The organism is Chryseobacterium sp. X308 (assembly GCF_020733145.1).
Lineage (GTDB): Bacteria > Bacteroidota > Bacteroidia > Flavobacteriales > Weeksellaceae > Chryseobacterium > Chryseobacterium cupriresistens.
The window spans coordinates 265,051-291,439 of the sequence record NZ_JAJFZH010000005.1; the positions used below are offsets into that span (position 1 = coordinate 265,051).

Annotated in this window: 22 protein-coding genes; 2 read left to right on the forward strand and 20 right to left on the reverse strand. The window is 36.2% G+C overall.

Annotated elements, in window-relative coordinates:
- Nucleotides 1-81 precede the first annotated feature (81 nt).
- The 5 genes from LIV57_RS08265 to LIV57_RS08285 all read right to left on the reverse strand — a co-directional run bounded on the left by LIV57_RS08265 (nucleotide 82) and on the right by LIV57_RS08285 (nucleotide 7,820).
- Entirely contained in the window at nucleotides 82-486 is a 405-nt protein-coding gene (locus LIV57_RS08265) for a hypothetical protein (RefSeq protein ID WP_062674942.1), read from the reverse strand.
- A 294-nt stretch (nucleotides 487-780) separates the two neighbouring features.
- Entirely contained in the window at nucleotides 781-3,612 is a 2,832-nt protein-coding gene (uvrA, locus tag LIV57_RS08270) for an excinuclease ABC subunit UvrA (protein ID WP_227942241.1), read from the reverse strand.
- A 289-nt stretch (nucleotides 3,613-3,901) separates the two neighbouring features.
- Nucleotides 3,902-5,785 (reverse strand): type VI secretion system baseplate subunit TssF, encoded by a 1,884-nt coding sequence (locus LIV57_RS08275; RefSeq protein ID WP_227942242.1) that lies wholly within the window; start codon nucleotides 5,783-5,785, stop codon nucleotides 3,902-3,904.
- 24 nt (nucleotides 5,786-5,809) lie between these two features.
- Complete coding sequence (locus LIV57_RS08280; protein ID WP_002979175.1) at nucleotides 5,810-6,250, reverse strand: GPW/gp25 family protein; 441 nt, start codon at nucleotides 6,248-6,250, stop codon at nucleotides 5,810-5,812.
- 157 nt (nucleotides 6,251-6,407) lie between these two features.
- The gene (locus tag LIV57_RS08285; protein WP_227942243.1) at nucleotides 6,408-7,820 is read right to left on the reverse strand and encodes an APC family permease; all 1,413 of its coding nucleotides are present in this window, start codon (nucleotides 7,818-7,820) and stop codon (nucleotides 6,408-6,410) included.
- Between the two features lie 142 nt (nucleotides 7,821-7,962).
- On the opposite strand from LIV57_RS08285, the gene LIV57_RS08290 reads away from it, so the two are divergent.
- Nucleotides 7,963-8,460, forward strand: coding sequence for a DUF4920 domain-containing protein (locus tag LIV57_RS08290; protein ID WP_202840669.1), 498 nt, complete (start codon nucleotides 7,963-7,965; stop codon nucleotides 8,458-8,460).
- Between the two features lie 198 nt (nucleotides 8,461-8,658).
- Here the strand turns inward: LIV57_RS08290 and LIV57_RS08295 are convergent, their stop codons facing one another.
- Nucleotides 8,659-9,768, reverse strand: coding sequence for a M14 family zinc carboxypeptidase (locus tag LIV57_RS08295; RefSeq protein ID WP_227942244.1), 1,110 nt, complete (start codon nucleotides 9,766-9,768; stop codon nucleotides 8,659-8,661).
- A 970-nt stretch (nucleotides 9,769-10,738) separates the two neighbouring features.
- Here LIV57_RS08295 and LIV57_RS08300 point away from each other — a divergent pair.
- A complete protein-coding gene (locus LIV57_RS08300) occupies nucleotides 10,739-11,275 on the forward strand; it encodes a helix-turn-helix domain-containing protein (RefSeq protein ID WP_227942245.1) in 537 nt (178 codons plus the stop codon).
- Nucleotides 11,276-11,706: 431 nt separating this feature from the next.
- Here the strand turns inward: LIV57_RS08300 and LIV57_RS08305 are convergent, their stop codons facing one another.
- The 14 genes from LIV57_RS08305 to LIV57_RS08370 all read right to left on the reverse strand — a co-directional run bounded on the left by LIV57_RS08305 (nucleotide 11,707) and on the right by LIV57_RS08370 (nucleotide 26,204).
- On the reverse strand, nucleotides 11,707-12,873 hold the full coding sequence (locus LIV57_RS08305) for a proline dehydrogenase family protein (protein ID WP_227942246.1): 1,167 nt from the start codon (nucleotides 12,871-12,873) through the stop codon (nucleotides 11,707-11,709).
- A gap of 63 nt (nucleotides 12,874-12,936) precedes the next feature.
- Nucleotides 12,937-13,866 (reverse strand): UbiA family prenyltransferase, encoded by a 930-nt coding sequence (locus LIV57_RS08310; RefSeq protein WP_227942247.1) that lies wholly within the window; start codon nucleotides 13,864-13,866, stop codon nucleotides 12,937-12,939.
- A 10-nt stretch (nucleotides 13,867-13,876) separates the two neighbouring features.
- A complete protein-coding gene (locus LIV57_RS08315) occupies nucleotides 13,877-14,803 on the reverse strand; it encodes a mevalonate kinase (protein WP_227942248.1) in 927 nt (308 codons plus the stop codon).
- Nucleotides 14,804-15,006: 203 nt separating this feature from the next.
- A complete protein-coding gene (locus LIV57_RS08320; RefSeq protein WP_202840676.1) occupies nucleotides 15,007-16,497 on the reverse strand; it encodes an MFS transporter in 1,491 nt (496 codons plus the stop codon).
- Nucleotides 16,498-16,792: 295 nt separating this feature from the next.
- Nucleotides 16,793-17,971 (reverse strand): acetyl-CoA C-acyltransferase, encoded by a 1,179-nt coding sequence (locus LIV57_RS08325; protein WP_227942249.1) that lies wholly within the window; start codon nucleotides 17,969-17,971, stop codon nucleotides 16,793-16,795.
- Between the two features lie 57 nt (nucleotides 17,972-18,028).
- Nucleotides 18,029-18,439 (reverse strand): hypothetical protein, encoded by a 411-nt coding sequence (locus LIV57_RS08330; RefSeq protein ID WP_227942250.1) that lies wholly within the window; start codon nucleotides 18,437-18,439, stop codon nucleotides 18,029-18,031.
- A gap of 1 nt (nucleotide 18,440) precedes the next feature.
- Nucleotides 18,441-18,845, reverse strand: coding sequence for a hypothetical protein (locus tag LIV57_RS08335; protein WP_227942251.1), 405 nt, complete (start codon nucleotides 18,843-18,845; stop codon nucleotides 18,441-18,443).
- 299 nt (nucleotides 18,846-19,144) lie between these two features.
- Nucleotides 19,145-20,527 (reverse strand): nucleoside permease, encoded by a 1,383-nt coding sequence (locus tag LIV57_RS08340; RefSeq protein ID WP_227942252.1) that lies wholly within the window; start codon nucleotides 20,525-20,527, stop codon nucleotides 19,145-19,147.
- Nucleotides 20,528-20,549: 22 nt separating this feature from the next.
- Entirely contained in the window at nucleotides 20,550-21,149 is a 600-nt protein-coding gene (locus LIV57_RS08345; protein WP_002979146.1) for a bifunctional nuclease family protein, read from the reverse strand.
- Between the two features lie 190 nt (nucleotides 21,150-21,339).
- Nucleotides 21,340-22,287: an electron transfer flavoprotein subunit alpha/FixB family protein gene (locus tag LIV57_RS08350; protein WP_227942253.1), complete on the reverse strand. Its 948-nt coding sequence runs from the start codon at nucleotides 22,285-22,287 to the stop codon at nucleotides 21,340-21,342.
- 127 nt (nucleotides 22,288-22,414) lie between these two features.
- A complete protein-coding gene (locus LIV57_RS08355; protein ID WP_047429867.1) occupies nucleotides 22,415-23,161 on the reverse strand; it encodes an electron transfer flavoprotein subunit beta/FixA family protein in 747 nt (248 codons plus the stop codon).
- 199 nt (nucleotides 23,162-23,360) lie between these two features.
- Complete coding sequence (locus LIV57_RS08360; protein WP_227942254.1) at nucleotides 23,361-24,068, reverse strand: SDR family oxidoreductase; 708 nt, start codon at nucleotides 24,066-24,068, stop codon at nucleotides 23,361-23,363.
- 80 nt (nucleotides 24,069-24,148) lie between these two features.
- Nucleotides 24,149-25,072 carry a T9SS type A sorting domain-containing protein gene (locus LIV57_RS08365; protein ID WP_227942255.1) on the reverse strand — a complete coding sequence of 308 codons (924 nt, stop codon included), beginning with the start codon at nucleotides 25,070-25,072 and terminating at the stop codon, nucleotides 24,149-24,151.
- A gap of 211 nt (nucleotides 25,073-25,283) precedes the next feature.
- Nucleotides 25,284-26,204, reverse strand: a complete 921-nt coding sequence (locus LIV57_RS08370; protein WP_227942256.1) for a T9SS type A sorting domain-containing protein — start codon at nucleotides 26,202-26,204, stop codon at nucleotides 25,284-25,286.
- Nucleotides 26,205-26,389: the final 185 nt, after the last annotated feature.

Below are 26,389 nucleotides of genomic sequence, written 5' to 3' on the forward strand. Positions count from 1 at the left end.
ACATATCTGTTTATTCTTTATTACAATTTAATCTGGTAAGTTTTCATTATTCACACATAATTGAATAATATGCAATGAATATTATCTGCTGTGGATCTCTACTGTCACAGGCATTACATAGGTGTAAGCAACCATGTTATCAGTTAGTTTTTTGCGGTCTACTCTATAGTCAAGATCGCTTAACACTGTTTCAATTTCCTTACTAACGGTTTTACAGTCACCACTGGAATGAACATTAACGATTTTTCCGTTTTTTGCAATATCAAATTTCACCACAGAGTTTACGGTTCCCTGTTTGTAATCAGGATTGGTAAGATCAAAATTAGCTTCTAGTTTATTTCTGATATCATTAAATGTTTCACTCCTGTTCAACTGAATTTCCTGAATGGTATTATGATCTGTTGTTTGTGCTTTGGCAGTGTTCAAAACAGCAGCAAATCCGCAAACGAAAAGTGAAGCCATCAATATTTGAATTCTATTTTTCATAACTAACTGGTTTTAAATATTATACTAACCTATTTTTGTATCTCTTAACCAAAGTTATTAAAAATAATTCATATTAATTTTACATTCAGTTAACATTGAGTTAACATTAAAATTTAATTAACTGATTATCAGTGTAATAAATTTTAAAAATAATTGAAAATTTAATATTGGAGGGTTATTTTAGGCAAAAAAAAGGCTAAACTTTAATAGTTTAGCCTTTTATTATAAACATTCTCTAACGGAAATCATTTAGATTCCTTTGGAATGATAAAATAATACTGCATAATTATGAATCTACTCCAGTTCCCTCTTCAAGAACTTCCCGGTCAAGCTCTTCTTAGACTTCACAATTTCTTCAGGAGTTCCCTGTGCTACGATCTGTCCGCCGTGCTTTCCTCCTTCCGGACCAACGTCGATAATATGGTCTGCTAATTTGATGACATCCATATTATGTTCGATGATGATGAATGAGTTTCCGAGTTCTACCAACTGATTGATGGCATCCATCAGGATTTTTACATCTTCAAAATGAAGTCCTGTTGTTGGTTCATCAAGGATATAAAGAGTATTTCCGGTTTGTCTTTTTGCCAGTTCGGTTGCTAACTTGATACGTTGCGCTTCACCTCCCGAAAGGGTTGTCGACTGCTGTCCAAGCGTAATATATCCTAAACCGACATCCTGTAATGTTTTCACTTTTGCAAAAATCTTAGGAATCGGCTGGAAGAAATCTACCGCTTCATCAATCGTCATATCCAATACGTCAGAGATTGATTTTCCTTTGTAACGAACTTCCAGGGTTTCTCTGTTGAAACGTTTTCCGTTGCAGGTTTCGCAGTGTACGTATACATCCGGAAGGAAATTCATTTCGATCACTTTCAATCCTCCACCCTGACAGGTTTCGCATCTTCCGCCTTTTACGTTGAAAGAGAATCTTCCCGGTTTATATCCACGGATTTTACTTTCCGGCAGCTCTGCAAAAAGGTTTCTGATATCGGTAAACATTCCGGTATAGGTTGCAGGATTTGAACGTGGTGTTCTTCCGATTGGCGTCTGGTCTACGTCTACAATTTTATCAATATTCTCTAACCCTTCAATTTTCTTGTAAGGTAACGGTTCCTGAACCGCTCTGTAGAAGTGCTTGTTAAGGATCGGATATAATGTTCCGTTAATCAGAGAAGATTTTCCGCTACCTGAAATTCCGGTTACTACAACCAGTTTTCCAAGAGGAATATCCAGGGTTACGTTTTTAAGATTGTTCCCTGTAGCGCCTTTTAACACAATATTTTTACCGCTTCCTGCTCTTCTTTCTGCCGGAATTTCTATTTTTCTTTTTCCATTAATATACTGAGCCGTGATGGTATCAGCTTTCAAAAGATCTTTTGGTTTTCCCTGCCAAAGAATCTCTCCTCCGAATTTTCCTGCTCTCGGACCAATATCCAGCACCTCATCGGCTTCCAGGATCATGTCTTTATCATGTTCTACCACCAATACAGAGTTTCCGATATCTCTCAGGTTTTTCAGAGAATGGATCAGTCTTTCATTATCTCTCTGGTGAAGCCCGATACTTGGTTCATCAAGAATATATAATACATTCACCAACTGAGATCCGATCTGCGTTGCGAGACGGATTCTCTGTGATTCTCCTCCGGAAAGTGTTTTTGAACTTCTGCTCAAACTTAAATAATCCAATCCTACATCCAGCAAAAACTGAAGTCTGGTTTCAATTTCTTTTAAGATCTCGTGAGCAATGATTTTATTCTTTTCTGAGAATTTATCTTTAACATCAGCTAACCAGTCTTTTAAATCTGCTAAGCTTAATCCATTAACCTCAGCAATGTTCTTTCCATCAATTTTAAAACTTAAGCTTGAAGGCTGAAGACGGGTTCCGTGACATTCAGGACATATTTCTTCTGTAGTGAAACGTCTTTCCAATAAAACAGCTTCATAGGAATCTCTATCATCAATAATCTCCTCCATGAAAGCGATCAGACCATCGAAACCTATTTTTATTTTCTTGGTAATTCCCGCGTATTTCAGGTCTTTATTGAATTCTTTGTGACATCCGTTGTAGATATAATCCAGTGCTTCTTCCGGAATATCCTGCAATGGCGTTGTTAATCCTAATCCAAAGATCTCAAGAATGTTTTTGATCTGTGACAGGATCCATTTGTTGGACTTGATATCTTCCAACGGCAGTAATCCTCCCTGATTGATGGATAGTTTCGGATTGTCTATAAAGTAATCGGTATTGATTTTTTTAATGGTTCCCAGACCTTTACAATTCGGGCAGCTTCCTTTTGGAGAGTTGAATGAGAATGTATTGGGTTCAGGCAGCGCCAGAGAATGCCCGGTTTCCGCATCCATCAGGTTCTTGGAAAAGTATTCGATATCTGTACTTCCCAGTTTCTGAATTCCGATAATTCCTTCCCCCATTTCCATTGCAGTACGCAATGATTTTTCCATTCTGCTTTCCGAAGCATTCTCCCCGATAATCCAACGATCGATCACAATGTCGATATCATGGGTTTTATAACGGTCAAGTTTTAAATCATATTCAATATCCTGCAGCTCACCATCAATTCTTGCCTGCCCGTAACCTTTTTTAGCCATCTGAACAAAGAGTTCATGATAATGCCCTTTTCTGGAACGCACCACGGGCGCCAAAAGCATGATTTTCTCCTTTTTATAATTTTCTTTGATGGTTTCAAGGATCTGATCTTCGGTATAGCTCACCAGTTTCTGTCCTGTAGACAAAGAATAAGCATCTGAAACTCTGGCATACAATAGACGCAGAAAATCATACAGTTCGGTAACTGTTCCTACGGTAGAACGTGGGTTTTTATTGGTTGTTTTCTGCTCAATGGCAATAACCGGAGAAAGTCCTTCGATTTTATCTACATCAGGACGCTCCAATCCGCCCAGAAACTGGCGTGCATAAGCAGAAAAAGTTTCAATATAACGACGCTGACCTTCTGCAAAAATAGTATCAAAAGCCAACGACGATTTTCCACTTCCGGAAAGGCCGGTAATCACGACCAATTCGTTGCGCGGAATTTTTACGTTAATATTTTTAAGATTGTGTTCACGGGCTCCGTAAACTTCTATATATTCTGTTGATTTACTCATAATTTGGGGTGATTTGCCTGAAAATCACAACGTGCAAAAATACGAAATTTTATAGACTTTTTTTGAATATAAAAGGGATAAAAGTTTCATAAAAAATTCTTAGGTTTTGTTAATGCTTTGAACCCAATGTTATTGAATTTTTCCGGAGAGATTTTATAAGTTTTGGCTGAAGCCAATGGAAAGCTCATTGATAAAAAAACGGGCTAAAGCCCATTCCTATTGATATCACTCAAAAATGCCGCAATTGATACGGCATTTTATATTTTAAACTAATTGGGTATTGAAGAAATTACATATCCTGGAAGTCAACATCTTCATTGGTGATTCTTACAATATATTCAATTCCGTCGATAGCTTTAGCAATAATCTGATTCCTGATAATATTGGCCATATTTTCCCAATAGGCTCTTCCGTAGAAAGAATAGTTCTGAGGAATAATCTCTACCTCAACCGTTCTTACAAATCCTTCTTTTGGCTTGTTGCTGATCATCGTTCCTCTTCTTACCCTTACTTCTCTTACTTCATCTTTCAGAATCATGCGGCAATAATTTTTAACGTCTTCCAAAGAAATGATCTTATCTCTGGTTGTTAATGCATATTTATACGCCTGAATGCTATCCGTTCCTTTTTGTTCTTCAGCTCCCCCTAATGTTTCGGTAAGCAGTACCACAGTCTGGGATTTCAGCTGGTTGGAAAGTTCAGTTCCCGGACGCATATGATTGGCCAGCGTACAGTGTGTTACCCAAAAAGAAGCGTAGGTATGATCGGTTTTTTCCACCGGTTCCATGATCACGTAATTCAGCTCCTGTCTGATATTCCTTTTGGCATTATTTACTTTCTGCACCATGGATTTCATTTTGTCAGACATTTCACTTAAGACTCCTTTTACATTATCTCTGTTCAAAAGGGAAAATGCAGCAATTTCATCTCTTGTCAGTTCCAGAACATTGGCAATCATATCTACTGCATTTCGGCTGGTAAAACGTTCCATTCCTCCCTTTCTTACAGTATATAATCCTTTTTTAAGATCATCGGCCGGAGTAAAAGGAATTTCAGTATATCTTCTGCCGTCACCATCCTGTACCTCATCCACATAAAGAAAATGCTCGCCTTCGTCTGTTACCAAAGGGATATTATTCCCCATGATATCAAGGCTGTATTCTGTTTTTTTCCAGCCTCTGTTATAGATTGGAAAAGCATTCAATACAAATGAGAAATTATCCAGGATTTCTGCTGAAAACTGTGGTGGAAACTCAAACGTAAGCCACAGATAACTTTTATTATCCAGGAATTTAGTAATTTCTTCTTTTCCGGCAAGAAAATCCAGGTTCTGTGGAAGCTGTCCCGGTTCTGAGAACAGACTTTGAGAGATTCCTGTTACTTCAATAAATTTATGGCGATAGATACTTTTAATATCTTCAATCACCTTATTTCTGATGGATTGTTCTTTGAACATCTGCTCATAACCATCGTTCTGACTTTCCGTAAGATAGCTTAATCCTTCTCTTACAAACAGAGGGTTACCATTGCTTGAAACCGTGATATACGGTAATAATTTGTATACGAAATCAAGGTGCTCGAAAGCAGGATTGGAGCAGAATATGCTCAGGTATTTGGGAAAGTTTTCACTTACATATTTGCTTACATCTACTCCTATTGTGATTTTTCTGTAATCTTCAGGTCTTCCCTGAAATCTTGCAATAGGAATTTTGTTGAATCTGTCGTCGATGCTGTAGCAGGTATTTCCTACAAACATGATCGAAGTGTGAACTTTATTGATTCTCACATTTCCTACGGGGGTAAATGGAATGTTCAGCTGTTTGTCCGATTCCGATTTCACCGTGGAAGTCATCTGTTTACGGAAAAAGAATTCCGTGTGTTCCAATAAAATTTCAGAAGACTCATAAGGCTGTGTAAAAGCTACGGAATGAGCCGGAATAGGATGTGTATAAATGGACGGTGTAAGCAGTTTTGCCAGTTTTTCCAATATACGGGCATTCACCGTCTGTATTTCATTATTCGCTTTGAAAACCTCTGTACTGAATGCGTCTATCAGCAGTTTTACAAAAGGATCTAAAGACTGCGGGCTCCTTAATCCCCATACTTTAGTTGCATTCTGCAGCATTCTTGCTTTTACAGATTCTTTGGAATAAATATTCTGATCTAAATTCATAATTTTCTTTCGCTGTTAAAAATATTAATCAATAGACATCGGGCTTAGAAACAGTTCTGTTGAGAAGCTGAACCGTTCTCCTGTTTCTTCCATTTTTGCATTGATGGCAATTCTTACTTTCTTTTTAATTTCGGTGTGTTCTTTAGTATCGTAGCTGTGCTCTACAAATTGTATGTGAGCATCGATCTGCGGGTTTACGATTCTTGGTTCATATTCCTGAATCTGTCTTCTTAAGCTTTTGATAAAAACACTTTCCCAGATGGCACTTGTAACTCCATTATCGAATTCAAGGTTCCAGACATCGTTTCCATAGTTTTCATCATATCTGTTCTCCCCTTTTTTGGTGGTGATCAGCAGCATAATATTGTGGGCAATACTTTCCCCCATATCGCAGGTATCGATACTTCCGCCTTCGGTCATTAAAGTAGACGGTACGAAAGGCATTCTGTAATTTGGTGTATCCATAACTTATTGTTTTTACTTCATGGTCCTGTTCTAAAAACGAAATACCAAATTACACATTTTCGACAAATAATAATGATATACTTTAAAATATTATTCAAAAACAAGGGCCTTCAAACTGAATTGAAAGCCCTTTAATCTGTTATATTTTTGTTTTATTTTAAGTATTTGCTTTTTTTCTGTTGATAAAATAGTACACAGGAAGTCCCAGCAATACCAAAACAAAACCAGGCCATGTATATTGCTGCTTGTAAATAAGCAACAGGATACAGAAACATGTTCCTGTGACAAGATAAATAACCGGCGTTACAGGATAAAGCCATGTTTTATAAGGTCTCTCCAGCTGCGGCTGTTTGATTCTTAAATAAATAACTCCAAAAACCGTAATCATATAGAAAAGAACGATCACGAAAGAGATCATATCCAGTAAATTTCCATACTGCCCGCTCAGACACAAAATGGAAGCCCAGACTCCCTGCATCCACAATGCATTTTCAGGAACTTCATTTTTATTATTTTTTACGGCTGACTTAAAGAACATGCCGTCTTTGGCCATCGTCTGGAAAACTCTTGCTCCTGCCAGAATCAGTCCGTTGTTACATCCAAATGTAGAAATCATGACCAATAAGGCAATGATGATCGTTCCTGCACTTCCAAATATATTCTGGGATGCCGCTACCGCTACTCTGTCATTAGCAGCAAATGCAATTCCGTCTCTGTCCAGAGCATTTAAATAAACATAGTTTACCGCGATATAAAGGATCATTACGGCAGAAGTCCCGTAAATCATTGATTTGACTACATTCTTTTTAGGGTTTTCAATTTCACCTGAAACAAATGTTACACTTTCCCAGGCCACAGAGCTGAAGACAGAACCTACCATGGCAGCAGCAATTCCGCCTAGAAGAGTCATTCCTCCAATCGGTTCCCAGCCTTCTTTAAGGAAATTACCACTCAAATCTTTTTTAAGGTTATTAAAAGAATCTGTTCCCCAGCTAAAGTTTTCTGCTAAATGAGAAATGTCTACTAATATAAAACCGGCCGCAATCAGCCCAAGTAATGCAATAATTTTGGAACCGGTAAAGATATTCTGAAGGATTTTTCCGCTTTCTACACCTCTGGTATTGATATAGGTGAGCAAAATAATGACAGCAATGGCAAGAATCTGTATCCAGGTTATTTTAAATTCACCACTCTGGAAAATAGGAGCAGCATCGTTTAATGACGGAATCAGATAAGCGGTAAATTTCCCAAAAGCCATTGCCACCGCAGCAATAGTTCCGGTTTGTATCACCGTAAACAATCCCCATCCGTAAAGAAATCCCATTTTTTTTCCGAAAATCTCTTTCAGGTAAGTATATTGCCCTCCGGCCTTCGGAAACAGTGCAGACAGTTCTCCATAGCTTATGGCTGCAGCTACTGTCATCACTCCTGTAATTACCCATACGATAATCAGCCAAAACCCGGATCCCAGGTTTCGCATCATGTCAGCACTTACAATAAAGATCCCGCTTCCGATCATCGATCCCATCACAAGCATGATGGCATCCCATAGTTTCAGTTTTTTTTGCATAGTCAAGTATAGGGGTCAAATATAATCAAATCTGTCTTTGATTTTCAAATTTGTTGAAAATTCATCAAAACACCTGTCTTTTGTCATTTTTTATTCCTTTATGATTCAATTTTAATTAGTATTTTTGAGAAAAATATTAAACATGAAATTTAAAGCAATATTATTGGGTGCAGCTTTAACAGCTTCTTCATTAGCTTTTGCTCAATCCGGACCACCGGAAGGAAAAGCGTTGGTAGGTGATACTTACGGAGATCAGGTAACTTCATCCGCTGAATCCAAAGCGATCACCGCAGATAAATTGAATAAACAGCTTAAAAAAGATAACAAAAAAGTTGAGAATGTTTCCGTTAAGGGAAAAGTAACAGACGTATGTGACAAAAAAGGTTGCTGGCTAACGATCCAGACAGAAGATAATTCTAAGTTTTTTGTAAAAATGAAGGATTATGCTTTCTTTGTACCTACCGCATTAAAAGGAAAAAATGTTGTATTGGAAGGGAATGCAGAAAGAAAAGTAACTTCTGTAAATGAACAGAAACATTATGCGGAAGATGCTAAAAAACCTCAGTCTGAAATTGATGCTATCACTCAGCCCAAAGAAGAAATCAGATTTGTAGCGAATGGAATTAAAGTAGTTAACTAAACTTTATATTCTGAAATTAAGTTTTGGTTAAGCCGGATGAATATTCATTAATTGAATGGCTAAAGCCCACTCCTACTGAATCGCATTATAATTTAGTGCATAGCCATTTAAGTTTTGGAAATTAGTTATAAAAATAAAAGTTTCGGCAGCCCTGAAGGGGCTGCCGAAACTTTTTTATATGGAGATATTTAAAGTCTTTTAATCTTCTATTTTAAAATCCACAACTGCGTCCAGTTTGGGATATTTAGTTGCAGAAATAAATTTCTTTCCGGTACAGTCTATTTCCAGCCAGCCCTTCTTTTGTTTCACATCTCCGGCTTCCATTACGAAAGGAATAAATGAGATGTCACTTTTCCCCTCTTCTTTGATTTCCCTGTACTGTACTGCAATATCCAGAATACATTCATGGTCTGTATTCAGTTTTACATTTCTGTAAATTAAATCATAGTGGGTTTCCTGGTTCTCAGGGATTTCAAGATAAGTTTCCCATCCTGTAATATCAGAGTTCAGTTCACTGATTGCTTTCAAAGCATAATAAAGAGCAATGGTATAGTATTTTCTTGTTCCTTTTCTGCTATAATCATCTACAAAATGTCCCCCTTCAAATAATATCGTTGGCATACCTCCTTTGATAAAGTTGTCTCCGGTAGAAGTTGGATAAAATTCATCAGAATACCTACCAATCTGGTTGGGGATCATTTCTTTTAAATGGTTGTACACGCTTCCAATGACTGCCATACATTTTTTTCTGTTTTCGGTAATGGTACGTTCTACATTTTCAGAAGGTGCCAAAAAGGAAAGCGTAGCAGGATGAATACCATCAGTGGTAAAAATGGTTCTCTGCTCATGAAGATTTAAAGCATAATCATATTTTTTGGAAGCTGCTGCTTTTTTCAGGAATTTAATCTCCTTACTTGCTTCATTATGAAAATCTCTGTTCAGGTCAATATCGGCAGCATTCAGTCTGGTCCATCTTTCTGATCCATCCGGATTCAGCATGAATATAAAATCAAGTGTTATTTTACTGAATAAGTCCTCCTTCATTTCCGGAGCTTTATCAAGACTTACCAGAAGGTCAAGCATAGCATGAGTGGCATTGGATTCATTACCGTGCATTTGCGACCAGGCCAATACCTGAATGTTTCCGGTTCCGATACTTAACTGATAAATCGGTTTATCTAAATAGGATGTTCCGATCTCCTGAATATAATCGCTGAGATTGGCCTGTAGATAAGAAAATAATTTTTCAGGGGAAATATAGCGATTTGAGAAATCGGGGTTTTGAGAATAGATCTGTTCAAAATTCATTGTAGGAATAGTTTACAAGAATCAAATTTAGCCATTTTTAGCCAAAAACTTAAATTAACATTTGTAAATATAGGTAAAATACACGAATTTACATTTGACATCTGCTTTGAAAATTGTTTACAGAGTTTAAATTCTTCAATTTTACAGTTATAAAAAACAAGTTGACAATTGTAATATTATTAAACAGCACTGAAGGACAATTTGTCTGTGGATAAAATTGTGGATTGCGAATAATTTAATATTATGTATTTAAAATATTAAAAGTCAGTATTTTATAAAGTTTAATTCAACTGTATTTATAATAGTACTTTAAGTGTAAAAATAAGGTGTTTTTGCTATTTGAGAGTTATTTTGCTAAACATAAAAATTGTGGAAAACCAAGTTGCTTAGTAGTGTATACATATGTAAAACCACAGAAAAATCAAATGGATCTCTGAAAATTACTCAAATAATACTTTTATCAGGAGTTTTAATCTTTGATAAAATGAGTTGCTTAACAGGAACAGTATTTTCCCCCCAACTTACCCCAAATATGGGCTTAAAATAGTGATTTACATCAGTAATTTACCAATGTAACTCTTTTAAAAGTGCTTCTATATGCGTTTTATGAGGTATTTATTGATAATCTTATTACCGAAAACGATATGAGCAGTTTAATTATGTATACTCTGTTTTTAATGATATTTAATGGATAAAATAGCTCCATTGATGGGCTTAATTTACATTTTTAAATCAGTTTTTTTAAAGAATAGTAGTCTTTTACCAGATCGAAACTATCTGTCTACAGCGGTAATGGTAGATTGATCTGATAAGTAAATACAATTGTTATTTACATATAATGATTTGATTTTAAAACAATTAAAATCATGTTACAAATGTATACAAAAGAAATTTCAATTTATTTACATTTGTATTTTGCATTTGTAAATTATATAAGTTACATTTGTAAAATAATTAAAGGCTTATTTTTATGAGTTTAAATGAAAGAATTTCCAAAATTATAGAGTATTCTCAACTTACCCCTTCCGAGTTTGCTGATGAAATTGATGTGCAGCGTTCGTCCATTTCACATATCACGTCAGGGAGAAACAAACCTTCTCTTGAGTTTATCATAAAAATAAAATCCCGCTTCCCGGAACTTCTATGGGACTGGCTGGTTACTGGTGAAGGTGAAATGCTAAAATCCCAGCTGCCGGAATTAGAAATTAACGAAGAGCATACCGAAGAGGAAAAAATAAAGACAACTCCACTACCCGATCTTTTTACGATGATGAATGATGATGATGAATTCGGAAGTGATGAAACGGAAGCGGAACCTTCAATATCAAGTTCTGGAGAATCGTTTATACCTGCCCATGATAAAGCTCCGGAAAAAATATCGGATTCTCAGCGATTAGAAAATTCCGGGGATCATGTTTTGGGTCAACTACTTGGTAATCAGCAAAATAAAATAAAACGTATTGTTCTGTTCTACGAAAACGGAAAATTTGAAAGTTTTGAGCCTTAAAAAACCTGATCAAGGAAAATGATCAGGTTAAAAAAATATTTGAAGAAGAAAACTAAAGCTATTGCTTTATTTTATTTTAAAAAAATTTTCACGGATACCAGTGACAGAGTTTTTACCTTTTATGATCGTCTGATCCCCTACTATATTTTTATAATTTAGTTTTAATAAGAGTGATTAGTGTATTGGATAGTTACTGTCATAGGACAGAAGTGTACTAGTAAATGAAGATATTGTTTATGTTTTTTTATAGCTTTATCAAATATAACTATTTAAAATCAAATCAGCAATAAAAATTGAATTATTTTACACTATAACCAACACATCTTATCATTACATTCATTATCATTAATTTACTATTCATTTCCATCTTTTAATTCCAATAAAAAAGACCTGCAAAACTGCAGGCCCGATATATATTGTGGACAATATTATTATTTCTTTCTTCTTTCCAATTCTTTTTTGATCAGTCCAAGCTCTCTTCCGGTTTGTCCGGCTACAGAGGTGTTTTCCTGGGCTCTTCTCGTCAAATAAGGCACAACATCCTTTACAGGTCCGTATGGAAGATATTTAGCCACATTGTAGCCTTTATCAGACAAATAGAAGGTGATATTATCACTCATCCCGTAAAGCTGTCCGAAATAAACGTGCGGATTGCTGCTTTCCAGAGATTTTGCTTTCATTTTATCCATAATCAGCTCAGAAGAGATTTCATTATGGGTTCCAAAGAATGCTGACACTTTATCCAGATGATCCATCACAAAATCAATTCCTGCATTATAGTTCTTATCTGAAGCCTCTTTGGTTGGCTGAATAGGATCTGCGTACCCTTTTTCTGCGGCTCTGGCTCTTTCTTTTTCCATATAAGCACCACGAACGATTTTGTAACCGATGAAATAATTTTTCTCTCTTGCTCTCTGAAGATGTGCCTCCATATACTCCAGTCTTCCGGTTCTGTACATCTGGATGGTATTCCAAACGATAGGTTTTTGCTGGTTATATTTCTCCATCATTTCTTCACAAAGATGGTCTGCTGCGTCCTGCATCCAGGTTTCTTCAGCATCTACCATTACTTTTTTATCATGTTCGTGACAAAGACTGCATACGTCATCAAATCTTTTTACCACTCTTTCCCATTCTTCTTTCTGGCTGGTAGTAAGCTCAGCGCCTTTTCCAACAGCTTCATAAAGATCAATTCTTCCGAATGCGGTAGGTTTAAATACAATAAAAGGAATCGCCGGATTTCCTACTGAGAATCTTACAATGTCCTTGATTTCTTTGCAAACCGCATCAAAAGTTTCTTCATCTTCTTTCCCTTCAATGGAATAATCAAAAATACTCCCAACTCCTCTTTTGAACAGCTGTTTTACAACTTTCATACTTTCTTCACGGGTTTCACCACCGCAGAACTGCTCAAATAAGGTATTTTTTACAATTCCGGTAACGAAAGGGAAATTGTTGTGTACTGTGAAATTCAGAACAGATGTTCCAAGGCTTGTAAGAACGGGCTGTTCAATCATTTTAAACATCCAGTAAGCCTTTCTCAATTGTGCATCAGACTTGTCTGCAAATGCAATTTTAGTATCATTAAAAATGGGCATTCCTATTTATTAAATTTAGTTATGCAAAGGTAATAATAACCTCAGTTTATTTAAAGAATTTTTTTACAATTTATGCTCTATTCCATTTAAAAGCATGGCGATGATTCCGACAAAAACCCAGAATCGTAATACATTCAATGTAAGGAAGTTACTTCTTCTGGAAGCATTTAAAAGAAGATATATGCATACAATCATGACAAAAAGCCCTCCGGCAAAATAATAAGCCATGAATCCGGTAGTGCCGGTTTTCGTAATAATATTCATTGAAACTGCCATGGTAACGATCAATAAAGAAGTCAGAATAATTTTTGTATTTCTGCTTTTAAAATAATTGGGAATGGTAGTATATCCGAAAGCTTTATCCACACTTCTGGTAAGAGTATCTTTCACAATATCAATACATAACAGGATAAGGAATAGAAAAACAGCCATCAGGAAAACCTTTTTGGAAAAAGTTTCGTAATACACCATCATTCCAAAGAACGGATACAGCGTGAGGCTGACAAAAGTAAGGTTGTTCAGGATCAGTATTCTGCTCAGTTTATGGCTGTAAAACCACATAAAGAACTGATAGACCAGGAAAAAAACAAATACATTATGAGAAATTATCCAGGCTACCCCCAGAGAAATTGCACTTAGTGCCAGGTAGGCATAGAGAAAATATTTCTGTTTGATGAAACTCTGAACCCTTGTTCTGAAAGGCTTTACTACATGATCTTTCTCCAGATCGTAAAACTGATTGATAATACCACCTGCCAGAATCGTAAGGACGGTACAAAAAATAATACCGTGTACTTTGAAATCGAAGACAAATTTTCTGAAGGATTCATCCTGATTGAAAAGGAAAAAAGTAGAAACATAGAGAGCAAACGTAAGCAGAGCCGCTACAAAAAACCGTGCTCCGAGAAGAAAGCCCACGAATTGTGAAAATCTGTAAAATAGAGATTTTGATAAATAGTTTTTAGATTGGAAAGGTTCTTTTTCAGAATTCATTCCAATCTGTTTAAAATCTGTAAATCACTTCTTTTTGGAAGCCGTCAAGCATTTTTTCTGCTTTTGCATAGTCTTTGGTAAATCCTAAGATATAGCCGCCTCCACCGCTACCGCACAGTTTCAGATAATAAGCGTTAGAATCCAGACCTTTTTTCCAGATGTTAAAAATACTTTCAGGGATCATAGGACGGAAATGTTCATAAGCCCAGTGAGAAAGCTTTTTAAGGTTTCTGAAGAATGGATTCATGTCTTTTTTAAGGAAAGATTCGATACATGCGTTGTTATAACGGATGAACTCTTCTTTCAGGGTTTTACGGAAACCTTCTGTTTTCATTTTTTCGAAGAAAATCTGAATCATGGGACCTGTTTCACCAGTCATTCCGGAATCGATCAGGAAAATAGCTCCTTTTCCTTCTTCCCCTTCAGGAATATTTACCCTGTCTAAATTTTCTTTATTTTCGATAAGGATTGGCAGATTCATATAACAGATCAGTGGATCCATTCCTGAACTTTTTCCATGGAAATAGCTTTCCATTTCACCAAAAACAGCTTTTAATTTTTTAAGATTATCTTTTGAAATGTTTTCAGGATTCAGTTTGCTGACTGAATATTTTTCAAAAATAGCAGCTACCAAAGCACCGGAACTTCCCACTCCATACCCCTGAGGAATATTGGAATCAAAGAAAAGTCCGTTTGAAATATCATTTTTGAAGCTCTCTATATCCAGCTTAAAGTCGTCGGAAAGATCAAGTGCTGTAAGAAATTCAGAATATTTCTGCAAATGTCTGTTGGAATTAAGTTCGAAATCAGAACTCAAATCTGAGAATTTCAAAGTCCCTTTATAGAAGCTGTAAGGTACAACAAGCCCCTGGGAATCTTCAATCATTCCGTATTCTCCAAACAGGATTATTTTTGCATAAAATAAAGGATTGGTCATATTGACAATAAATCTTTTTGCAAAGTTAAAAATTATTCCGCTGAATATAAGCAAAACTCAGGCCGAATTGTCTTCTATTTTTACTTTCTTCAGTTCTTCTATTAAAAATACGAAAAAAATATGGTAAATACATCTAATTTCATAGATAAAATTCAATGAATTATCTTGATAAAAAAAGACGTTAAAAATAACGTCTTTCAATATTATAATGTTTCTCTGTCTTTTCTCATTTTAACCTTCAGAAATCTGATTAAAACCAATCCTGCGGCGAAGAATATAGTCATAGACAATGCTGCAATACGCATATTATTGAAATGTTCGATCAATGTTGCAAAGATAAATGTTCCGATAATGATAGCAATTTTCTCCAATACATCATAGAAGCTGAAATAGGTTGTATTCTCCATTGAGTTCTCAGGAAGTAGTTTTGAATAGGTGGATCTCGACATAGCCTGAAGACCACCCATTACCAACCCTACTACTGCAGCAACTCCATAAAACTGGTATTCTACTGTTGGGTTTTCTTTGTTCAGGAAATAAGCCCAAAGACAAGCTACAATCCATAAGATGATCGCAATTGAAATAACATTTTTGTTACCGATTCTCTTAGATAATCTTGAGAAAATAACGGCTCCGATGATCGCTTCAATCTGAATCACCAAAAGAGTTCCGATCAGTTTATCCTGAGCAAGGTTAATTTCACTTTTTCCAAATAATGTTGCCATAAGGAAAATCGTCTGCATTCCTACACTGTAAAAGAAGAAGCTCGACAGAAAGAATTTCAGATTTCTATCTTTGAAAAGCTCTCCACCTACTTTAAACAGTTCGTGAAAACTTTCTTTTGCAATATCTTTATAGAAGCTCAGGTTATCTTTAAATACTTCAAAGAATCCTCCCTGTTCTTCATGTTTTTTGAAGATATTCTTATAGTTCAGCAGTACTAAATCTTTAGGCAGTTTATCTTTTACATCCCCAAACTGAGGAAGGTGCTTGAATGTATATTGAGAAAACCCGAACCACCATGCTCCTGTTAAAAGGAAACTTATTCTTGTGAACAGTAGCTGCTGGGCTGCTCCTTTCGCAAAAACCTGAATCAGTACTAAACAGATTACGACCAAAACTACGGAACCGATGTATCCGTAAACATATCCTCTGGCAGAAAGTGCATCCTGTCTGTCCGGTGTTGCGATATCCGGAAGAAACGAGTTATAAAATACCAAACTCCCCCAGAAACCTACACTGGCTGTAATACTGAATAAAAGTCCTAAAAATACATTATGCATTCCTGTAAACATAGCCAATCCCATACAAGATGTGGCACCAAGATAGCAGAAAAACTGCAGGAAAGATTTTTTGTTTCCGATGGTATCGGCCAGAGAAGATAAAAACGGAGATAACAATACTACGATAAAGAATGATATCGTGAGAGAATATCCATACACGGCATCCGGCTGATATTCTTCTCCAAAAATTTTGATCATATGCCTTACCGGAACATCAATCCATGTTTTTGTTTCTGCCACGTATTCTTTTTTCTCGTAAGCAGTAGTAAGGATAGAGTAATAAATGGGAAAAATGGTAGAGGTAATCACCAGGGAATAAACAGAATTTGCCCAGTCATATACAGCCCAGGCTTTCATAATTTTCGGATTATTCTTTATGTTTTTAGGCTGTCGATTCTCAGTTTCAGACATTTCAAATATATATTAGTAGCACAAAAATAGAAAAACTACGGAATATTCTACGGTTTTTAATATTATTTTGAAAATAATAATTGTAAAGTATTGAAATAATTCAGCAAAGTTTTAATCATATTTTATACCATCAAAGGTTAAATCATATCTGTTGAAGGTATATGGCCTGCTATATCTATGTCGATAAATTATCTGGCTGAAATAGTAATTTTCAGACCCTGTAACTAAAAAATCGGGGTTCAAAGACCCCGATTTTTATATTTTAAACCACAAAATGCTGTTATATCCTTATCAATTATAAGTTTTCAATCACGATAGCAGAAGCACCACCACCACCATTACAGATAGCAGCAGCTCCGTATTTCGCATTATTTTGCTTCAATACATTGATCAATGTAACAATGATTCTTGAACCTGAACTTCCCAGTGGGTGTCCTAATGCTACAGCTCCTCCGTTTACGTTTACTTTAGCAGCATCCAGCCCTAAGATTTTGTTGTTTGCCAGTCCTACCACTGAGAAAGCTTCGTTGAATTCGAAGAAATCGATATCGGAAACTTCTAATCCTGCTTTTTTAAGCGCGATAGGTAACGCTTTTGCCGGAGCTGTTGTAAAGTTTTCAGGCTCCTGTGCTGCATCAGCATAAGAAACGATTTTTGCAAGAGGCTTCAATCCAAGTTCTTCCATTTTTTCTTTGGAAACAAGGATCAATGCAGAAGCACCATCGTTCAGAGTAGATGCGTTTGCTGCTGTTACTGTTCCTTCTTCTTTTTTGAATACGGTAGGAAGTGTTGAAATTCTGTCAAAGTTGACTGCTTTGTATTCTTCATCTTCAGCAAAAATCACAGGCTCTCCTTTTCTCTGAGGGATAGAAACCGGTACAATTTCTTCGCTGAATTTACCTTCGCTCCAGGCTTTTGCTGATCTTTTGTAAGATTCGATAGCGAAGTTATCCTGATCTTCTCTTGTAATATTATAGTCTGTAGCACATTTTTCTGCACATACTCCCATATGTACTTTGTTGTACACGTCTGTAAGTCCGTCAAGTACCATTCCGTCAAGCATCTTGATATCGCCTAACTTTGTAGCCACTCTTGCATTATAATAATGAGGAACTAAAGACATGTTTTCCATACCTCCGGCAACAATTACATCAGCATCACCAGCTTTAATCGCCTGAGCTGCCATTGTTACAGCCTTCATTCCTGAAGCACAAACTTTATTAACTGTAGTAGATGGTGTATTGATTGAAAGACCTGCTCCTATAGCAACCTGACGAGCTGGCGCCTGGCCTTCTCCAGCCTGAAGAACATTCCCCATATAGATTTCCTGAACAATATTAGGATCTAAACCAATTTTATCTAATGCTCCTTTTACGGCAGTTGCTCCCAGTTTTGTAGCCGGAACTGTAGATAAGCTTCCCATAAAACTCCCCATAGGTGTTCTTACCGCGGAAACAATGAATACTTCTTTCATGTATATAATTTTTATTTAGCTGAAATGGAATAAAAATCCCATTTTTATAGTTAGAATTTATTTCACTTTTATGTATACCACGTCAAATTGAGTCCCTTCAATTTTGGTATTCACTTTCAAAAGATTATCCTGAGTAGCGACTATTTTATTATTGAAGACGTCTCCTATCTGTGCGGGATCATTTTTATCGGACTTCTCCATCACGATTGCTTTATAATTGCAATCATCCACAAAAACCAATGTTGATTTGATATAATCCTTTCCATTATTGAAATATTCGGTTTGAACATTATCTTTAATGGTCATATGCCATATTGATTCCGGATAATTGGGTCTTAGAAATTTTCCTTCTTTTATGTTAGTACACTTAGGCGGATTATCCGGTTTTTTCTGTTCTGTTGTCTGAGCATGCACCTGTACAGCGGTCGTCAACAAAATTCCTGCTGAAAATATTTTTAAAAAGTTCATACTATATTTGTGTTCTGTTATTTACTTTTTTATTTCCTCCGGCAAAAACCATCAGAAAAGCACCTAAAAACTCTACAGCCCAACCCCATTTCAGCTTAACGATCCCCGCAATAGTTTCCTGCCAGGATTTGAATGGTAAAAAGCTAAAGTATTGCAGCGACTGCATTTTCACAGCAACTAAGGTAAATCCGAATAGAAGAATAAGGAGAATACCAAAGAACCTTACAATTTTTGCACTATTGTTTACAATCCCGAAAACTGCACATGCGGAGAAAATCCAGCATGCGATAGCCAAATAATGATCAAGCTTCCAATAGTTCCAGTTCCCTATTACAGGTACATGTACCAAGGGTAGAAAACTACCTACAATTACTAACAGTAATCCTAATAACTGAATATTTTTCATATTTACTAAAGTGCCAAAATACAAAAAAAAACACAGTTTTAAAGAGTGTGTTTTAAAAATAGAAATTCCGGACCCGAACACTTGTTAGTCATAAAAATGATTCAATATTTTTAATTATTATATAAAGAAAAATGAAATTTATTATCAAATTAAAAATTAACATTTGCTATTTCTATATCAATCTGAAGTCCATATTTTTCTTCGGCAAAGCATTATTTGATAAAAGGATATTTGAATATAAAAAAATTGCATCTTTTTTCAAAAATGCAATTTAATATCTTAATAAATATAAGGTCTAATTAATGTTTAACTGATGAAACATCTTCCGGGTTATGTTTATGCTTGAACAATACCGCAAAGAAAACTGCCAGTATTAATGCATAGATTGCGAAAGAAAGCCATATCTGCTGCCAGTCTTTTACCATCACTACAGAGGAAAGAGTTCCATCTGAATTCACAGCTGCGTTGAAGCTGTTCTTTAAAATGTTCAGGAATGTAGGATTATCAGGTGTCGTTTGCAGATAAGCAGACAGATCTGAAGCTGTAGAAAACTTATGGGTAAAGAACTTGTCAATAGCCCATCCTGCAGCATAACTTCCAAAAACAGCTCCAAAACCGTTCGTCATCATCATGAATAATCCCTGAGCTGAAGAACGTATCTTTTTATCGGTAGTTGTTTCCACAAAGAGTGATCCTGAGATATTGAAGAAATCAAAGGCCATTCCGTATACAATACATGAAAGAATGATCAATGAAAGTCCAAATCCGTCCGGCACCCCATAAGCAAAGAAACCGAACCTTAATACCCAGGCCAGCATAGACATCAGCATTACTTTTTTAATTCCGAATTTCTTCAGGAAGAAAGGAATTGCCAAAATAAACAGGGTTTCTGAAACCTGGGAAATTGACATAATGATGGTAGATCTCTGTACTACAAATGAGTCGGCATATTTAGGGAAATTAGCAAATTCACTTAAGAATACGTCACCATAGGCATTGGTAAGCTGAAGCGCAGCTCCCAAAAGCATTGAAAACATAAAGAATAATGCCATTTTATAGTTTCCAAAAAGCTTGAAAGCATTTAAACCTAATTGTTCAGATAATGGTGAGTTTTTATCAATCAGTTTTTGTGGTGGGCATTTTGGAAGTGTAAGGGCATAAATTCCTAAGAAAATTGCTACAACACCTCCGATATAAAACTGGCCTTCTGTTGCTTTATTTCCACTAAGGTTGGTGATCCACATGGCAACAATAAAGCCAATAGTTCCCCATACACGAATCGGTGGAAAGTCTTTTACTACATCCAGATTGTTATTTTTCAGGATTGTATAAGAAATTGAATTGGCCAATGCGATAGTAGGCATGTAGAAACACATGGCCACAAGCATTACCGAAAAGAAGGAATTCGGATCTGCAGAATGAGGCAGTATAAAAAGAATAACCCCATAAAGAATGTGTAATACTGAAAATATACGCTCCGCATTTACCCAGCGGTCAGCGATAATTCCAGTAATGGTTGGCATAAAGATGGAAGCAATTCCCATTGTTCCGAACACAGCTCCAAACTGAGTTCCGTCCCAATGCTTTGTACCAAACCAGAAGTTTGCCATCGTAATCAGCCAGGCTCCCCAAACAAAAAACTGGAGAAAACTGAGGATGGTCAGTCGTAATTTTAAATTCATAGTTTATATAAAAAGTATCTCTTTAGTCAATTTTCTTTTTCCTCCTCTTGATTTCTTCCTGGATTTCAAGGGCGGTATCATAGTCTTCTTCTTTAACGGCTTCATCCAATAATTTCTGAAGTTCTTCCATTGAAAGAGATTTTAAGTTATCTTCTGTCTGTACAGTTTCTGAGAAAGATTGATCTTCTTTTGAAACATCTTCCAGTTCCAGTAAAATTCCGGCTTCATTTAAGACCTGCTGTGTTGTAAATATAGGCGCATCAAATCTTACAGCCATTGCAACGGCATCAGAAGTTCTGGCATCTAGGATCAGTTCTTCGTCGGTTACTTTATTTTTAAAGTTGATATTGGAGAAGAAAACTCCGTCTACAATCTGATAGATAATGACAGAAACCAGCTCATAATTGGCAGAAACTATAAATTTTGTAAATAAATCATGAGTAAGAGGACGCGGTGGATGAATATCTTTCTCCAATCCGAGAGAGATAGACTGAGCTTCGAAATTTCCTATAACAACAGGTAATTTTATGTGTGTTTCTTCATGCTCCAGTAACAATGCGTACGCCCCCGACTGGGTCTGGCTGTACGATATTCCGCGAATAATTAGCTGCTTATAATCCATAGCTACAAATATAGATTAATTTTTTATTGTGTTTTCACTTTTTTACGCAAAAATAAAAGCCCGGAAAGCCGAGCTTTTATCTGTATTGTTGATGATTGTCGAACGTCAATAGTGAATTTTGCTTCGCAAGTGAATTATTTCATTAAAAAATTGACAAGCAAAGCGAATTGACTATTCACAATTCACTTTCTTATCCTTTTATTGCTTTAATTTTCTCTGTTAGTGCAGGAATAATCTGGAAAGCATCTCCTACTACTCCGTAGTCAGCAGACTTGAAGAACGGTGCTTCAGGATCACTGTTGATTACTACGATAGTTTTTGAAGAGTTAACTCCCGCAAGGTGCTGAATCGCTCCTGAAATTCCTACTGCAACGTAAAGATTCGGAGAAATTGCTTTACCTGTTTGTCCTACGTGTTCTGTGTGAGGTCTCCATCCGATATCAGAAACCGGCTTGGAACAAGCTGTAGCTGCTCCTAAAACGTTTGCCAGATCTTCAATCATTCCCCAGTTTTCAGGTCCTTTCATACCTCTACCTGCAGAAACAACAATTTCAGCTTCTTTAAGGTCTAATTTACCTGAACTCTGCTCGTGAGAAATCACCTTAGTATCTTCATTGGCAACAGATAAATTTTTCACTTCTTCTGAACCTGACACTGCATTTTCTTTAACACCGAAAGCGTTTTGAGAAACAGTAACGATTACTCCGCTTCCTTCTGCTTTTGCGTGCATGAAACCTTTTCCTGAGAATGCTCTTCTTTTTACCTGGAAAGGAGAAAGGCTTTCTGGAGCTTCCAATGCATTGGTAATTAAAGAATAGTTCTTCATTACAGCAAGCATAGGAGCTACGGAAGAAGCGTCAGTAGTGTGAGGGAAAACGATAATATTTCCGTCTGCTACTTCACTTACAGCTTGTGCAAATGCTTTTGCTGAGAAATTTTTAAGACCTTCGTCTTTGATATTGATAACGTTTGATGCTCCATATTTGTATAATAAATCTGAAGAATCAGTTGGGTTTACAGAGATTGCCGTAACGGTATCTCCCGCTTTATCAGCAATAGCTTTAGCATAAGAAACTGCTTCGAAAGCTGCTTTTTTGTAAACTCCGTTTATATTTTCTGCGTATACGAATACTGCCATTTCTAATTTGTTTGAGGTTTAACGTTCAAGATTGAAGGTTATTAATGTATTACAAGGAATGAACTAAAATCAGTTCTGAAGCACATCAATACCATCCTGAATCTTTTTACTTTTTACTTGGTTCTTATTAAATTACTTTAGCTTCTTCGTGAAGTAATCTTACCAATTCATCCAGATTATCAGGAGAAACCATTTTCACAGCAGCTCTTGGCGGAACGCTGTCATAAGATACACCCTGAACTTTTACTTCTGAAGAAGAAGGCTCTACTACCTGCAAAGGTTTTGTTCTTGCAGACATAATTCCTCTCATATTCGGGATGATAAGATCTTTTTCATCTACCAATCCTTTCTGACCTGCAATAACTGCCGGTAATTTTACTGAAATAGTTTCTTTTCCTCCTTCAATTTCTCTTACTGCTGTAGCTTCACTTCCGTTCACGTCTAATCCTACAGAAGCGTTTACGAAAGGTTGGTTTAATAACTGAGCTACCATTCCCGGAACAGAACCTCCGTTATAATCGATCGATTCTTTTCCGCACAGGATAAGATCATATCCTCCGTTTTGAGCTACAGCTGCAATTTCTTTTGCTGTAGAATAGCTGTCTTTCGGGTCAAGATTTACTCTTACAGCATCGTTAGCTCCAATTGCCAAAGCTTTTCTGATTACAGGTTCTGTAGCAGCATCACCTACGTTGATTACCGTTACTGTTGCTCCCTGAGATTCCTGAAGTTTAACCGCTTTTGTCAACGCAAATTCGTCTAGAGGATTAATTACCCACTGAATTCCGTTTTTGTCGAAAGCAGATTTGTCTGCTGTAAAGTTAATTTTGGAAGTAGTATCCGGAACACTACTAATACAAACTAATATTTTCATATGTTGTTCTTAATTTTTTTATTGGTCATATGTAACCTTAAGGTTTCATGTGTGCTATTTTATTTTTCCCCTTTTGATGCATAAAATTGTGACAGTTTATGCAGAGATTTTGTTTGAATTAATTTTTGCTAATATAAATAAAAAATATATTATGCATGCATAATACTTAGTAAATTATTATTCAATACATTAGATGTAGTTACTTCGCTGGTTTTGTTGCCCTAAACTCTATTTTACTCGGCAAAACCCTTGGGTTCATCTTTAAAATATCCAGTACAAGATTCCCCATATCTTCGGGCTGAATCTTCCAATTATCCTTTTCAGACGGAATATTTCCATTAAAATGGGTGGCTACTGATCCAGGCATAATTACAGTAGATTTAATATTGTATTTTCTTAAATCGATCATGGCAGCCTGGGTGAAGCCTACCACTCCGAATTTGGAAGCATTGTATCCTGTTCCGTTTTCAAAGAAATTGGCACCTGCAAGGCTGGAAATGGTAATATAGTAGCCTTCTGTCTTTTTCAACTCTTCTACAGAGGCTTTTAAAGTATAGAAAACCCCTGTAAGATTGGTTTCTATCATATCATTCCATTCTGCTGCAGTAAGTTCATCTACGGGCTTAAAAATCCCTAATCCTGCATTAGCAATAACATAATCCAGCCTTCCGAACTTTTCAACGGTATATTTTACAGCTTCCTGTTCGCTTTCAAGACTTCTTACATCAGAAACAATTCCCAAAACATTTTCTGAATATTGCTTAAGTTCTTCTTCCGCCTTCACCACATCTTCTCTTTTTCTTCCTGAAAATGCTACAGAAATACCATTTTCAAGTAAAATTTTCGCAATCCCGAAACCTATTCCTTTGGTTCCGCCTGTTATATAAGCTGTTTTATGATCTGACATATGATTAAAATTTTTAATTCTCTAAAATAACAAAAACGCTCCAATTGGAGCGTTTTGCTGATACTAAGATTTATCAGTAATTATTTTTTGATGAACTTCTCTGTAAAGTTTCTTCCTTCTGTTTCCACATTCAATAAATAAGCTCCGGCAGATAGATTCCTAACGTTTACCTGATCGCCATTGAGTGTTACATCCACTCTTTTTCCTGACATATCATATACTTCAACATGTTTGATTTTGTTAGAAGTTGTGATTTTTATAACATCAGTAGCCGGGTTTGGATAGATGGACAGTTTCACATCATTTTTAACGGCATCTTTCGTAGATAACGCAGCCTCATTATTGATTTTGATATTATCGATATAGGCCGAACCTCCATAATTATCGTGTACAAAATCCATTCTGTTAATATTATTGTTGCTGAATGGCTGTCCTGTATAGATCAGAGCATCATTCAGGAAATATTGGATTCCTGTAGCCGTAGAAACTATTTTTACCCTGTACCAAGTATTGGCATTCCAGGTCTGGTTGGTATTAACCAGATTACCGGATCCTGCTGTAGCGAGTAAAATACTTCCGTCATAAGAAAAATCGATATAGGTAACAATTCCTCCAGCCCCTGTTGTACTTACTGTTCTAAACACAAAATCTGAACTGGATGTACTTTTCTGGGTAAGCCTTACATCAAATGATTGTGTAAAGCTGTTATATGTCAGGGGTGTCGCAAAGGTATAGAATCCACCCATTACCGGGCTCTGTTGCGGCCCATACGCTGGATCCGGAGTGATTTTAAAACTATTTGATCCCTGGCTTGCTATTTCAGATGACACCAATTGGGTTGTTATATATACCGGCGGTACTCCTCCATCATTGGTAGTAACCCAACCCTGCTGTCCATTAATGTTCCCTGCTGTATATCCTTCACTGGCTTCAAAAGAAATGGTCTGCTGGGCAAAAGATGATATTGAAATCAACGAAATTGCGAAAATGTAAAGTTTCTTCATGATATTTTTTTAGTTTAAAGCAAATATATACGTTTTAAACCTAAAAAGCAAAACACATTAATTTTTTACACGTATTAACGAATTAACATAATATTTTTAATCAAAAATCGCAAAGATATTAAATCCAAGAAAGAAGATCAATTCCGAAAAATCATCCATGAATACATTAAAACGCTAAAAAGATCCCATGTTTCCAGAGGTAAGAAATAATTTATCGGATGATCACTTTTTCTGTAAAATTTCCTCCTTCGGTTTTAACATTGACACTATATATTCCTGCGCTTAAGCCTTTTACCTCTATTTTATTGTTGTTTATTTCCGTCTTTATGAGTTTTCCTGTCTCGTCATAGAGGTCAATACTTTTTACTTTGGCAACTGTGTTAATATTGATAAAATCATGGGCGGGGTTAGGATAAACCGCAATTTCCTTAGTGTTTACTTTAGAATCATGTACCGCCATTACCCCCAGTTCACTATTAATTTTGATATGATCAATATAAGCTGATCCCAATGAATTATTATGGACGAAACGAAGCTGGTCTATATTTAAAGAATTGGCGGCTGTTCCTGTGTAGATCAGCACATTATTAAGGTAATACCGCACATCTGTGGCGCTTCCTACTATTTTTAACCGAAACCAGGTGCTAGGTATCCAGATTGAAGGCAGGGAAATCAGATCCTGTATACCTGAAACCGTGTTTAAAATCTTTACCGATCCTGTTTTTTCAAAATCCAATCTCACCACAGACTGGTCATCAATACTGTTTACGCCCTGAAAACCAAAATCAGAGCCGTTGAACTGTGATATACTGATATCGAATGATACAGAAAAATTGTTGGAAGCCAACGGTGCCGGAAGGTTATAAAACCCTCCTATGATCGGATCATTCTGAGTTCCATATGTATTTTCTTTTACAATTCTAAGGGAACGGATTCCATCACTGGCTTTATCCATGCTGATGGTCTGATGGGTAACATTTTGCGGTATACCTCCTGTGGGGGTACTGATCCAGCCTGCCTGACCATTGATATCTCCGGTGTTAAATCCTTCATTAGGCTCAAAGGAAATGGTCTGCTGGGCTAAAATGCATATTGACGATAGCAAAATTGCAACTGAGTAGTATTTTTTCATAGTAAATCAAGTTTTGTATTAAAAATATAAACTTTCAATGAATAGTGAAATAACTTATTGCAAATAAAAATTAACCCTTTTATTTTCAGTGAATTTAATTTTTAAAATTCTTAAAAAGACTCTGCCGGCAGTTGATAACAGGATAATATAAAGCAAAAAAATAAGGTATTTCTTTCCAGAAATAC